Here is a 12,856-nt window from a genome sequence, read left to right as displayed (position 1 = left end):
TGAATCGTTTTTGAGTTTTAGTTTGGTCTTGGCTTTTCCTCCCACTATCAATTCTCTTACAAGCAAATCTCCAGTAAAAATCATCATATTTCAAGAAGTTTTTTATGTATGTGCACATGCAGTTTGTGCCTGGCACTAATTCTGCTTTATTAGAATTTCATTGACATACTTCATTCATACAAGGAGTCCTGATATGGCACAACTCACATTTCTTCAAAAAGAATTTGACCATAGGCATATATTTCTCTTTAACATCTTCGGGTATCAATCCAACAGCAACTCTGCACGAGATCGTCCTCTCATGTATTTCAAAATGATTGAGATGACTAAGTTGCCCTTGTGTCTGCTGTTCTCTCTTTGTCTCTGTACCAGCGTATTAGGTGCCACTAATGACGCCCTGTTCACCCAATCAGGTGACTCACAGAGAGGGACCATCACTCACGAGGGCAACCAACTCCAGACCTCTCTTTCTCAATATGGACATGAGAATCACACCACAATCGAACAAGTCGGCGACGCGCACCATACAACAGTCCTTCAACGTGGGCTTCATCACATGACCGATATTTCACAAATTGGCGAAGGACATGTTGCCACACTCTCTCAGGAGGGTGGATCGAATCGGCTCAGCCTGAATCAAGACGGTGATGCGCACGAAGTTTATATTCGACAAGGCCCGTTATCACATGAAGGCCACATCACCGTTGAACAATTCGGCACGGCCCATGTGGCGTCAGCCCACCAAGATGGTGGATACAACACAATGACCCAACATCAAGAAGGATATGCCAATATCCTCGCCGCCTCTCAATTGGGCGACGACAATCAGATCAAGCAAGAACAAGAAGGGAGCGGGAACGAAGCTTCTGCCCGACAGCACGGCTATGGAAATACGATATCGCAATCACAGATTGGGAATAACAATACCGCAGAAGCCGAACAATTCGGTCAAGACAACTCAATTACCCACACGCAGATTGGTGACGGATTAGCCTATTCCATCACGCAAGAAGGTCAAGGGCTTGCCATTACGGTCACACAAGACTCCACCGGGACGGTAGCCATGAGTCCGTAGCACTCCAGGGAAAGGGTGCGGCTCGTCCGGCGCGCAGGACGGGAAATTTCATTCCCATGTGATTTCATCAATTCATTTACATTCATCAAGGAGGGTTTTATGTCACGCACATTCAACAGATATACACCATTCGCCGGGATCAGCACCGCCGTTCTCTTCGCGTTGCTGACCACAGGGGCATGGGCATCGGTACCCAATAACGTGGCGGAAATGATTCAAGATGGAGACGACAATACTGCAACAATTGTCCAGGCTCCAGATCCAGACGGTATACGCTTAGAAGCCTACATCAATCAGGCTGGCGACTATAATTATGCGACCATTACTCAAAACGACTCGTCAGCATACAATGTGGCGACGATTGATCAAAGTGGCGATGGGAATTCGGCTGATATATCTCAAAGCTGGTACTCCGAATACAATGAGGCCACTGTGGATCAAAGCGGCGATTACAATACTGCCTGGGTTTCTCAAAACGACAGTTCTGTGACCAATAACGCCACGATCGATCAAAGTGGTGATGGAAACTCAGCAGGGATTTCTCAAAGTTGGGACTCAGAATACAATGAGGCCACTGTGAATCAAGGAGGCGATTACAATACCACCTGGATTTCGCAAAACGATAGCTCACAAGGCAACACTGCCACTGTGGATCAAAGCGGCGACGAGAACTCAGCCGAAGCTTCACAAAGTTATGGGGCAGAATACAATGACGCCACTGTGGATCAAAGCGGAGACTACAATATCGCTTCCATTGACCAAGACGGCAGTCTCTACAATGTCGCCGAGGTCGACCAAAGCGGAAACGGCAATGATGCCACCGTCATTCAGCGGGAAGAGTCTGAGGGGAACTATGCCATGATTGCTCAAAGCGGCGATGGCAACTCTGCGACGGTATCGCAAGACTATCACTCATTCTACAACCACGCCACGATCGATCAAAGTGGCGATTATAACTCGGCAACTATCGAACAGAATTATGATTCTGCAGACAACTATGCGTCGGTTGATCAAAGTGGCAACGGTAATTCAGCTGAAATTTTTCAGAGTGAGTACGCCCAGAACAACACAGCCACAGTGGATCAAAGTGGAGATTACAACTCGGCAACGATTCTTCAAAACGAAAGCATGGACAATGTGGCGAGTGTCGATCAATCCGGCGACGGGAACCTAGCGTTCGTGAACATGGTTGGCCATGAATACGATGTGGTGACTGTAATGCAAGCAGGAAATGGTAACGTCGCCCAATACAATCCGTAATCATCCATGTACAAAGGATTCAGACGATGATCAGCAAGAGACACAACTGGAGAGCGAGCGCCTACCCTACGGGGTGGGCGCTCGGCCTAGGACTTTGGCTCTGTATGTATTCGGCACCAGCAGGGGGAACACCCTTTTCACTCGACTCAAAAGATAAGGATCAACAGATGGATTCTAATCATCAAACCATCATTCAAAACGGTGTGGATAATCAAAAAACCATTAGGCAACGCGGCAAACACCTAGACTTGAGATTAGAACAGCAAGGAGACCGCAACGCTTCAGATCTCCAGCAAGACGGGACAAACAACAAGGCCACCTCGATTCAACAGGGGGACAACAATTCAAGTCGTATTCGCCAACAGGGTTCCGGCAATAGAGCGACGATTATTCAACGAGGCTCAAGGAGATAACCCTCATGGTTCGATCTATCAACCATCGTCACATTTCACTCACGCAACGTCTATTGTGGAGTTTCACTCTGATGCTGTCCAGCATTTATCTCGTGATTCCGCAAGCCACACTGGGGTCAACACAAGCCTCTTCGGAAGAATCCGAAGAGGCATTTTTAGGGATATCCGGATTAATCGTTGATGAAACTCGAACCGTGGTGGGTCGAAATTTTTACGAGACATTTACAGCGCAATGGACGAATCTTTCGTCAACGACTCAAAATATCGTCATTAGTGAATTAGCCGATCCGCGTTTTGGCAGCATCATTTCAGTACAAATCGGAGAAAAAGTTGTGTTTCGACGTCTCTTGCCCCCTCGACTCGGTGACCTTGAAGAAGCCGTCGACATGGCAATAGTCAATGTCCGCCAAACATTGACTGACCAGGAACGTGTTCAACAAGAACTGGAAATGTACTAGAAACCAATAAAAGTTCAGTCACATGTAGAAACGCAACTAGGGATGGAACAGGATAGAACAAGGAGACACACACTATGTTGAACAAGATGATACTCACGGTGATTACCCTTCAATTGGCTGGATTAGCCTGGATCAGTGCACCGATCAACGCCTCTGAACTTCGACATCAATTTACCAATCCTAATTTTGGCGGCAATCCATTTAATGCTCAGCCCCTCTTGAATTCTGCCGTGTTACAAAACAATTTTGAAAATACAGAAACCAATGACGCAAGTACCTTAGAAGATTTTCAGTCTCGGTTAGATCGAGCTATCTTGAATCGTCTCTCTCGAGAAGTGGTAGCAGAAGTCTTTGGTGAAGAAAGCGATTTATCGGCAGGATCGTTTAATACAGGAAACTTTGAAGTTCAAATATCGGAAGACTTGGATGGCGTGACGATTGGAATCGTCGACACTCTCACAGGAGATGCCACGAACATTCAAGTCCCATTTTTTTAATAATGAGGAGAACCGTTCTCATGAAACGCTATCATTATTCTGGAAGTGTTTTTTTTCTCATCATCGCCAGCAGCTTTTTATTACAGAGCTGTTCAACGTTGTTTCAACCCCTAACCAGCGGAAAAGCTGAAGTAGGGTATGAGTCTCAAGTTTTTCAGCAACTGGCCTCCCTTCCACCGCCGACAGAACCGATTGTCGTGGTGGTCTATAAATTTCGTGATCATACCGGGCAATATAAGTCCAGTGACGCCGTCCTTCAATATTCCACAGCCGTCACCCAAGGCGCGACCTCACTCTTAATCAAAGCCTTGATGGATGCTGGGAACGGGAAATGGTTTACGGTTCTGGAGCGCGAAGGACTGTCCAATCTACTCAACGAACGAAAGATTATTCGTCAAACCCGCAAACAATATGTCAATGGCGGCGAGAGACTCCCTCCACTTCCCCCCTTACTCTATGCGCCCATTCTTCTGGATGGAGGTATTGTGGCCTATGAATCCAATCTCTTAAGTGGCGGCATGGGTGCCAGGTACTTCGGAGCTGGCGGGTTCACAGAATTTCGTCGTGACACCGTCACCGTGGACTTGCGAGCGGTTTCTGTTAAGCGTGGAACGATTCTCAATACGCTTCAAACACGAAAAACTATTCTTTCCGCGAAATTAGAAGGAGGCCTGTTCCGCTTCGTAGATCCGTTACGACTATTGGAAATCGAAGCCGGAATTGCCAGCAATGAAGCCCCGCAAATGGCGGTACGGGAAGGCATCGAACTGGCGGTCTACGGGCTAATCCTCGAAGGTATCAAGGATCGAATATGGACGTTCAAAGACCCGGAAGTCGGCAAACCCATCCTTGCCGAGTACTTAGATGAGAAGCAAGAATCGGTCTATGCGGCCATGGAGAAAAATGGATAAGCCATCTTGCATCCCCAGGATGGGTATCCCACGTTGGTCATGCATTCCGTTCAACCGGTCGAGGCTCAATGATCAAAGACTATGAAGAGTGGGAGGACCTCGGCTCAAAATGTTTTTCACTGATCAAGAGTCAGCGATTCTACTAGCTGAGCGCATCGTTATAAGTTCCAGTATTTGACGATTTTACATATAGGTGTTATGGTGTTTTTGTGTTTTCAAGAGAGGGCAACGATGGCAAGACTCACAATTAGCCTTTCAGATGAACGGCATATGGCACTCAAGGAAGCGGCGGCCCGTCGAGGCAAGACCATCGGAGAACTGATCGATGAAAGTCTTGAATGGTGCGGAATCAAGACGACCCGGACAGCCGAAGCTCTTGTGGCTAAAGCCCGATCCCAGGCGCGACTCAAGGCTAAACCTGCCATGGACTTGGCCATTTCAGAAACACGCTTGTCCCGCCGCAGAAAATAAATGACCAAACCCGTTGCGGTAATCGATACGAACGTTGTCGTGAGCGGGTTGATCAGCCAACAAACAGACAGTCCTCCTTGTTATATCCTTGATGAAATGCTTTCAGGAGAGGTTTCATTTCTTCTTTCTTTAGATCTCTTAACTGAATATCGACACGTATTGTTGCGTCCGAAAATGAAGAAATTACACCATCTCACAGAAGATGAGATTGATGGTATTCTCACGGCCATTTCAGTCAATGGTCAAGTCAGATACCCACCGCGTTCTCCCAACCATGGACCTGACCCAGGAGACCAGCATATATGGGACTTGATGGACTCGTACCCCGATGCCGTACTCGTCACAGGAGATATGGCCTTACAAAAGTTTAAAAATACGAAAGGCATCGTATTATCCCCGAAAGAATTCGTTGCACACCTCAAGGGAGCACACCCAAACCGCCTAGGGTACCTCTAAGCCCAATATTCAAAGAGCCTAATACTTGCTAGAAACGTTAAGTATCCAAGAACCAAAGGTCCGAACCACGTTCGTGTCCCAGATCGCCTTTATAGCCGCATCAGTTATACCGAAACAATTACGCGCCCCCCTTGCACACGTTGGATATCCAGCACGTGAGAGAACATGTCAGGGGCATGGAAGTTCACGAAATCGGCTATAGTAGCATTTTCCTGTATATAGCGAATCCAAATAAGTTCCAATCAGGAAAATGCCACGAACTCCGCGCGGTACCGCGTGAACATGAGGAAGGTTATGCCCGCCTGGATGACCTTTAGACGATTGACGATTCAATAACGAAAGGGCAATCAACATTCAATGGGTGACCTGTAGATTCGGCAAAACTGAAACGGCTATAGAATTTATGTGGATTTTCAATAAATCAAAAGTCATGTCTGACCCCCAAGAGGTAATAAAAAATCCCTGCCGGACTTGGTCCGGCAGGGATTCAGGATAACGGGGAAGAAGTGGATCTCCCCTTTTATGGTTATATATTAGAAGTTGATCCAGAGCTGGGTGTAGCCCCAATTCTGATCGGCGGATCCAAACCCATTCTTCTTATTGTAATCACCGGTGAAGAAATGACCGTAACCCAATTGCCATCCAACCTTGTTGTTTTGGAAGAACAGGGTATAGACCACGTCGATTTCACCACCCAATGATTTCTCATTGTTACCGGCTGGGGTCGTTTTGAAGACGCCTTGTCCGGCACTATACCAGTTGTCCTTTTCCTCCGCCAAACGCATGTAATGTCCGGCGATTTCAAAGTGACTGTTTTTGGTCGGACGCAATTGCAGGTTTCCACCAAACGTCATCATGTTCTGCCAGGACATTAAGTCCATGTAGCCGAAATGAATGTGATTGGTTGGGAACAACTGACTGAAGGTATCAGCACCACCAAACCCTGAGGTGTTGGCGTTCTTGTCACCAGAGGCCCAGTTATATTCGGCTCCGATGCGAGGTTGCATGGGAACAGGTAAGGTCACACCGGCATCGGCGTGGAATGCACCGGCATTGATGGTTCGATTGAATCCGCCACCAAATGTGCTTCCGCCCGTCGGGCCAATTCGTCCAAACTGATAGTACCCTTCAACTGTCGCATCAACGATGCCAGCATTCCCGGCAATTCTGGCCCCCACGGTATGCCGAGTTTGGTTTCCACGTTGTCCGCCAGCTCCGTTCACTCCTGTGGCACCGCCTTCTTCCAAAATCCAGGCAGGTTCAATCGCAATACCAGCTACTTTCATGGGGATTCGAGCGAAGAGGATGTTTCCATCTCCTCCATAACCACCACCGTTTGTTGAAGCTCCGCAAGCACCGGCATTTTGCGTACAATTGCCTTCCGCCACCTGTAACCAACCTAACTCAACCGGCACCTTGGAATGGTTGTAACGAAGGGTTACACCATCAAACGAAAACGCCACGTTGTTCCAGTCGAAGTGACCGAAAATACGGTGGTTACCCCAAACTACAAGTTGACGTCCAGCTTTTAACGTCAGGTTCGGTGCAAGGAAATTCCGAATTAACATGTACCCTTGACGCAAGAATAAGTCTGAACTGGATCCGTTTGGGTTAACCCCACCCGTTCCATCCGTGCCAGCATTATTGGCCCCAAAATTGTTTGAAACTTGTGGCTGGACAAAGAACACGACGTCTGGGGACAGGTCGTAATTGAATCCTAAGCGAATGAACTGTTGTGTGAAGAAACGATTGTCCTTCGTTGCAACGCCGGTCGAGTTCGTGCCAAATCCTGAATTGGTTCGAAACTCAGGACGTACACGCATGTCACCGGAAATCGTCAGATTCTTAAAGTCAAATGCCGGACTTTGAGGCGGATCAAATGCATGATACGGCTCCAAATCCGGAATAGCCCTGGGTACCGCCGGCACATTCGTGTTTTTGTCAGTTGCCGGCGTCGTCTTTGCCGCAAAAGCAGGAACAACCGACATGGATGCGATTAAGCATCCAGCCGTGAACCACTTGGAAGCACGAGAAAAATCGCTCATTGCACTCCTCCTGTTAGTTGAGTCCCCATAACAGATCAGGGACGTACAGTTGTTTGCATGAAGAACCCATCTCCTCCACGCGAACAAAGTTTACTTCTTCCTCTTACCCTCTACGTTATGAACGTAAATATATATGAACGTATGGTGAAATTACTGTTTCATTTGCCGTAAGGCCATCTGGTTAATGCATCAAAGTACATCTGCCAAAAGTTACACATGTGCTAAAAACATACCAGCATCGTAAATTTCGTATAACCTGTTGATAGTTATTACAATTTAACGTTCGATACGCTCGAATAGTCACAGTGAAAGTATTTCAATAAAGAGACGGGACGTTGCAAAAACACAACAAAAAGGAGGGTAAAGCACTATACGCAGCTTAAATTCTCTACTCACTAATTTTGAATGGAAATTGAATGGAGGTGGCCGTGCAGAAGATAGTAAAAGTAAAAAAAATAGTATGATAGCAAAGTGTAAGCCTGGCTCTCCCTCTCCAATTCTTAAACTAGCGAATTCCCTCCTTGCTTCTCTGTCGCTGAATCTGTCGCCCCTTTAATCTGTTCCTCTGCTTCTTTAACCGATGCCTCTAGGTCTTGTTCAACTGCCTTGAACTCTTGCTGGATCATATTGATTTCAGGCTCAACTGATTGACGAAGATCTTCAGTCGTTTCCTTAAAGCCTTTCACAGCTTTGCCAACTTGTTTTCCGATTTCTGGAAGTTCTTTCGGACCAAAAAGGAGAAACGCGATCACGAGAATGATCAGAATCTCCATGGCTCCAAGACCAAACATAATAACCTCTCGTTAGACGTAAGGCGTGAGACATATATAGCACGCCTCATGCTTCACGTATTATCCTTGTCTGGCTTGTTCTGGTTGGGGTGGTTGAACAGCCTCAGGCTGCGAGGGTGGCTGGACGACCGTTTGAGCGGTTTGCTGTGATGCAACTTGCTCCGGCTGTGGAGGGGCCTCCTGCGCCATGTTGGGTTGATCCGGGTTAGGCGTGACATCTAACGCGTCGGCTTCATGCACAGACTTTTTAAAGCCCTTAATCGCCTTCCCTAAGCCTTCTCCGAGCTGTGGAATCTTCCCTGCGCCAAATACAATAAGGACGATGATGAGAATAAGCAGTAGTTCCATCCAGCCGAATGACCCAATCATAAAGAAACCTTTCGTTGCACCCGCTGTTTCATAAGCCTGAGATCGTTCATTGAGTTCGATTAGTATACAAGAGCAACAGAGAAAAATCTACACTAATCCACGACAGCACCTAGGAGGAGGCTTTGAGGAAAAAGTGCGTATAGTCCACCAATTGTGGAGGTGACTGCAGCATCATGGTGATTCCTTCGCTGTCGTACCCCAGCCTCTCCAGAGCCGGCTGCGCTTTGCGTATTTCGGTTTCCGTCACATAGGCGATCATATCAGGAAGGCCATTCGACTTGGTATGAGACAGCATGTCATGCAATTTGGCTTTTTCATCTGAAGGCATGTCATCGCGAAGAGGAAATTCTATGCGTCGCGTATAGGGACTGTCATAGCTGGCGTTGATCGCTTCAAGTGTCCGAACCACATGCGCATCGAATTCCCATGAACTCGAGTTTGGAAGATTAGGATGGGCAGCCATCAAATCCATGAGCGTTAACACGTTGGCCCCTAAACTATTGCCGACAAATTCCCGTTGCGACTCAAGGACCAGGCTCTTTGCACCAAGATGACGCCCAATCTCTTCGACCAAGGCAAAATTCACCATAAAACTGAACTGTCCACCATGCACTGAGTAACAGGGCTTTTCCGGATCATTCAACACATGCGCATCAAATGTTCCTGCATCAAAACTGCTAAACCCAATGGCGTCCGGAGCCAACAGACGCATCGCTTCCTTGACTGTCGAAGCCGCACCGGTGTTGACCGGCACCAGGACTTCGTCATCAATGTTTTTTAAAAATTCTGCAATCGTCCGACGAAAGGCTAACGATTTGGCTTCAATTTCATGGTATTCACGCTCCCAGACCAAGTCTTCCAAAAAGCTTGGAAACGCCTGTAACCCTTCAATATCTTTTTGATCGAACGCCTTGACGAATCCTGCCCAATCCGTGATTTCCGCAAGTTTCGACTCGCTGACATTTGGTCGAAGATGTTCTTCATGCAAATTACTGGCTTTTCGAAACATCAGTTTGGTCGGAAGCTCACTCCACAATTCATTACAGAGAATACGATCCACTGTGCCGTCTTGGAATGACGTCAGATCAGCCACATCCCCTCGCGTGACGGTAAACCGTCCTTGGTGGCGGACCAGATCAGGATTATTCCTTGCCTCATTGAGCACCGCTTCGTTTTTATCGATGAGATGGTAGTGCACCAGCGGGTAGACCCGACCATCTGCATCCAACGCCTGCAGGCGATCTAAAAAGCAAGCCGCAAGATTTCCATTCCCGCACCCCAATTCTATGAGAATAACGGGAGAATTCTTTGCACGTTGGCACGCACGACGATAATAATCTTCCGCTAATGCATAGGCGAGACGATAATCAGCCGACGCAAATGTTTGATAAAACTCGCGCAGCCGTGAACCACGAAGACCATAAAATACTTCATTGATATGCATTTGCCATTCATCAACTGGATGGAAGTCTCCAATAATTTGCGGGAGGGCATCGGGATCTAGCGAAGAGTGCACAGCCATAACCATACCATTCCTTTATATCACACAAGTAATTGAATTTTCTAAAGAAAGCGATTTTAACAGACCATCGGAACCCCTGCAAGATACATCGCGACATTCTTGACAGGCTCGCGCCACAAAGAGTAGAGGTTACCCATTAGTAGCCGTCATGCTCCTGCAGCATCCCGCGATCAATTTGCTACTCAACGCTCAGACGGTCATTCATGCGGTTTCATCTCCTACCATTCACTAGGGCTTCGCTCCTCGCGTTTGCTGTATGGTGGCTCTGCGTGACTGCAACGCCTCACTTCCTTCACGCTGAACCATCTGATCCTACGCCCCCTCCTGTTTTCCAACCTGACGAAACACAGCATGGGTTTTCTAAATATGAAAGCATCCCGCATTACCCTGAACCATCAAACCAACCTTCCCTTGAAGAGCCGGACTCAGACGTCAACCATGCACTCGACCAGCCTCCCGGTGGACTCTTTTATCGCCTGGAATTTGCCAAGGGCTTTGAAGAGGCTCAAGGTATGCGAAAAGGACATACGATTGTTTCCGTGGAACCAACGACGGTTTTTGCTCCTGACAGTCCATTTGTATTTCTGGTGTTTCAAGTCCATCAACACTATGCACCGTATCAGGTCTTTGGCCGTCTCTATCCCGAGAACGTCAAAGGAAAAGATCCATCGACCCTCATAGAAGAAGACGCGATCTACCTTGCCACAGAAGATGACGGCGGATATCTGCAATTTGACCGGCCAGCAAAACAGTGGCCGGCTGGAGACTATCGGGTGGAAATTTATATAGGGTTCGAAGTGAATCCCATCAATATGATGGGCACGATGAGGTTTTCAGTGGCGGCACATTCAACGCAGTGACCTATCTACGATGTTCGGCTCAAGGCGCAAAGAGCTAGCTCATAAAAAGAGGCTTGACAGGTCATAGGGGTTTTAGTATCGTGATTAGCAGTTTACCCTAAGCATATTTTTCGGTTTATAGCCGTTTTAGTTATGCCGAATCAGGTACACGTCGACCCCCTGAATTCTGATTGACCCTTCGTTCGTGAACCGTTAATCGTCTGCAGGTCATCCAGGCGGGCATAACCTTTCTCATGTGCATGTTGTACCGCGCGAAGTTCGTGTCATTTTCCTGCATGGAACGTATTGAGATTCGTTATAGTCCTTGAAAATTAGTCGGTTACACAACTTTTTCAGCCAAAGAATCGCCTCATCATCATGGAGCGATATGAGGAACTACGCTAAATGAAAAAAACAGGCTGGACACTCTTCATGTTCGTCCTAGTCGGTGGACTCTTTGGAGGCATACTAGGAGAGATTTTTCGAGTTGCAACCCCGCCCGGCACGGTGCAAAACATTTTTGCCAGAGCCATATCACCAGGCCTTGACCCACCAGTAACCGTAGACCTTGTGCTTATCAAGGTTACCATCGGCTTCCTTCTCAAAATGAACTTCTTTACCTTCGTAGGCGCAGTCCTAGGCTTCTACCTCTATAAAAATTTGTGACTTGGAAATCTGTAATATACACATTCAGGATGGAATTCGGTCCGTCTTCGTTAGATGCCCCCTACTTGACGGTTGAAATTTAGAACTACCATTTCCAAGCACATCCGCAATCGCCATGTCGATGTACCGACCGATGCTTCAACATTGAATGTACTTCAGTAGCTCTCAGTCACAGAACTATCGTGTTCGAGAACACCTATAATTTCGACACCAATACCATTTGTCACACCAAGCAAAGTGGCACATCAAACAGCCCTTATATCTCAGAACAACCGTTTCCAAGCACACCTGGAGTCGACATAGCAATACCCAGACTGACTCTTCAACAATCAACATACATCAGCAGCCCTCAGTCGCAGAACTATCGTGTTCGAGGAAACCTGTAATCTCGACACCAATACCATTAGCATACTTCTTTAATTCGACACTATGAAGGGTCCTGTGCACATTCGTGCCAAAATACACACTAAGGGATTTTGACAATTTAACCCGTATCTTCATTTTCTACAGGCCCTGACCATACCCATTCTTTATGCTGTGTTCCGAGCCACGATTTGAAATTGGGTTTTTGCCCTTTTCGGTAAAGCCCTCCACTGAGACAGCTCCTCCACATGATAATTTCGTCATTGAATAAATGTTTTAGGAAGTCGATGACCTCGTCCGTGATCGATTCAGCCTTTTGTGCTTCCGTGAGTCCGCCCTCGTAACAAGCTGCGTGCCAGTGTGTAAAGTTTCCAATAAATACTGTGAGTTCATCGCCATCCTCCTCTATAGCAATACTCCCAACATCTGGATGATTGGGAGCAAAGGTGATGAGAGACTCTCCTTCGTCAATGGTGAATGTCCTCTCTGGGAATTCTCTCTTTATTCTCTCAATCAATGTGTCTCGCAACGTCATTTATCAACGTTCCTCTGCATTTCCCTAAAGAGGGTGGAACGACCGTTACTCCCCCCATTCAACGTTACCCATCAAACTGTACTTGCAGCTCAGAACTACCGTTTCCAAGCACACCTACAATCGACATATCTATACGCTGGCCGACTCTTCAACCATGAACATACTTCAATCGCTCTCAGCCTCAA

15 protein-coding genes are annotated in these 12,856 nt (G+C 47.2%); 10 read left to right on the top strand and 5 right to left on the bottom strand.

The annotated features are described in order from the left end of the window. The first annotated feature begins 193 nt into the window (after positions 1 to 193). From ACWHX8_RS03915 to ACWHX8_RS03880, 8 genes are all read left to right on the top strand, one after another. Entirely contained in the window at positions 194 to 1,075 is an 882-nt protein-coding gene (locus ACWHX8_RS03915; RefSeq protein WP_447970660.1) for a hypothetical protein, read from the top strand. A 99-nt stretch (positions 1,076 to 1,174) separates the two neighbouring features. Beyond that, positions 1,175 to 2,335: a hypothetical protein gene (locus ACWHX8_RS03910; RefSeq protein WP_447970659.1), complete on the top strand. Its 1,161-nt coding sequence runs from the start codon at positions 1,175 to 1,177 to the stop codon at positions 2,333 to 2,335. A 26-nt stretch (positions 2,336 to 2,361) separates the two neighbouring features. Next, on the top strand, positions 2,362 to 2,748 hold the full coding sequence (locus ACWHX8_RS03905) for a hypothetical protein (protein ID WP_447970658.1): 387 nt from the start codon (positions 2,362 to 2,364) through the stop codon (positions 2,746 to 2,748). 5 nt (positions 2,749 to 2,753) lie between these two features. Further along, the gene (locus ACWHX8_RS03900; RefSeq protein WP_447970657.1) at positions 2,754 to 3,206 is read left to right on the top strand and encodes a CsgE family curli-type amyloid fiber assembly protein; all 453 of its coding nucleotides are present in this window, start codon (positions 2,754 to 2,756) and stop codon (positions 3,204 to 3,206) included. 74 nt (positions 3,207 to 3,280) lie between these two features. Further along, positions 3,281 to 3,703 (top strand): curli assembly protein CsgF, encoded by a 423-nt coding sequence (locus ACWHX8_RS03895; protein WP_447970656.1) that lies wholly within the window; start codon positions 3,281 to 3,283, stop codon positions 3,701 to 3,703. Positions 3,704 to 3,723: 20 nt separating this feature from the next. Further along, the gene (locus ACWHX8_RS03890) at positions 3,724 to 4,614 is read left to right on the top strand and encodes a CsgG/HfaB family protein (RefSeq protein WP_447970655.1); all 891 of its coding nucleotides are present in this window, start codon (positions 3,724 to 3,726) and stop codon (positions 4,612 to 4,614) included. Between the two features lie 231 nt (positions 4,615 to 4,845). Next, the gene (locus ACWHX8_RS03885) at positions 4,846 to 5,085 is read left to right on the top strand and encodes a CopG family transcriptional regulator (RefSeq protein WP_447970654.1); all 240 of its coding nucleotides are present in this window, start codon (positions 4,846 to 4,848) and stop codon (positions 5,083 to 5,085) included. Further along, a complete protein-coding gene (locus ACWHX8_RS03880; protein WP_447970653.1) occupies positions 5,086 to 5,541 on the top strand; it encodes a putative toxin-antitoxin system toxin component, PIN family in 456 nt (151 codons plus the stop codon). A 533-nt stretch (positions 5,542 to 6,074) separates the two neighbouring features. Here ACWHX8_RS03880 and ACWHX8_RS03875 read toward each other — a convergent pair. From ACWHX8_RS03875 to ACWHX8_RS03860, 4 genes are all read right to left on the bottom strand, one after another. Then, positions 6,075 to 7,586, bottom strand: coding sequence for an alginate export family protein (locus ACWHX8_RS03875; RefSeq protein WP_447970652.1), 1,512 nt, complete (start codon positions 7,584 to 7,586; stop codon positions 6,075 to 6,077). 500 nt (positions 7,587 to 8,086) lie between these two features. Next, positions 8,087 to 8,377 carry a twin-arginine translocase TatA/TatE family subunit gene (gene tatA / locus ACWHX8_RS03870; RefSeq protein WP_447970651.1) on the bottom strand — a complete coding sequence of 97 codons (291 nt, stop codon included), beginning with the start codon at positions 8,375 to 8,377 and terminating at the stop codon, positions 8,087 to 8,089. 60 nt (positions 8,378 to 8,437) lie between these two features. Then, a complete protein-coding gene (gene tatA, locus ACWHX8_RS03865) occupies positions 8,438 to 8,746 on the bottom strand; it encodes a twin-arginine translocase TatA/TatE family subunit (protein WP_447970650.1) in 309 nt (102 codons plus the stop codon). Positions 8,747 to 8,855: 109 nt separating this feature from the next. Continuing rightward, positions 8,856 to 10,268 carry an SAM-dependent methyltransferase gene (locus ACWHX8_RS03860; RefSeq protein WP_447970649.1) on the bottom strand — a complete coding sequence of 471 codons (1,413 nt, stop codon included), beginning with the start codon at positions 10,266 to 10,268 and terminating at the stop codon, positions 8,856 to 8,858. A gap of 269 nt (positions 10,269 to 10,537) precedes the next feature. Here ACWHX8_RS03860 and ACWHX8_RS03855 point away from each other — a divergent pair, with 269 nt between their 5' ends. Next, the gene (locus ACWHX8_RS03855; protein ID WP_447970648.1) at positions 10,538 to 11,128 is read left to right on the top strand and encodes a hypothetical protein; all 591 of its coding nucleotides are present in this window, start codon (positions 10,538 to 10,540) and stop codon (positions 11,126 to 11,128) included. A gap of 384 nt (positions 11,129 to 11,512) precedes the next feature. Beyond that, entirely contained in the window at positions 11,513 to 11,773 is a 261-nt protein-coding gene (locus ACWHX8_RS03850; protein WP_447970647.1) for a DUF4321 domain-containing protein, read from the top strand. A gap of 484 nt (positions 11,774 to 12,257) precedes the next feature. On the opposite strand, the gene ACWHX8_RS03845 is transcribed toward ACWHX8_RS03850, so the two are convergent. Beyond that, positions 12,258 to 12,671, bottom strand: a complete 414-nt coding sequence (locus tag ACWHX8_RS03845) for a hypothetical protein (RefSeq protein ID WP_447970646.1) — start codon at positions 12,669 to 12,671, stop codon at positions 12,258 to 12,260. Positions 12,672 to 12,856 lie beyond the last annotated feature (185 nt).

The organism is Nitrospira sp. M1 (assembly GCF_965152605.1).
The sequence above is the reverse complement of the archived record's forward strand: the minus strand, read 5'-3'. Positions and strand labels throughout refer to the sequence as shown.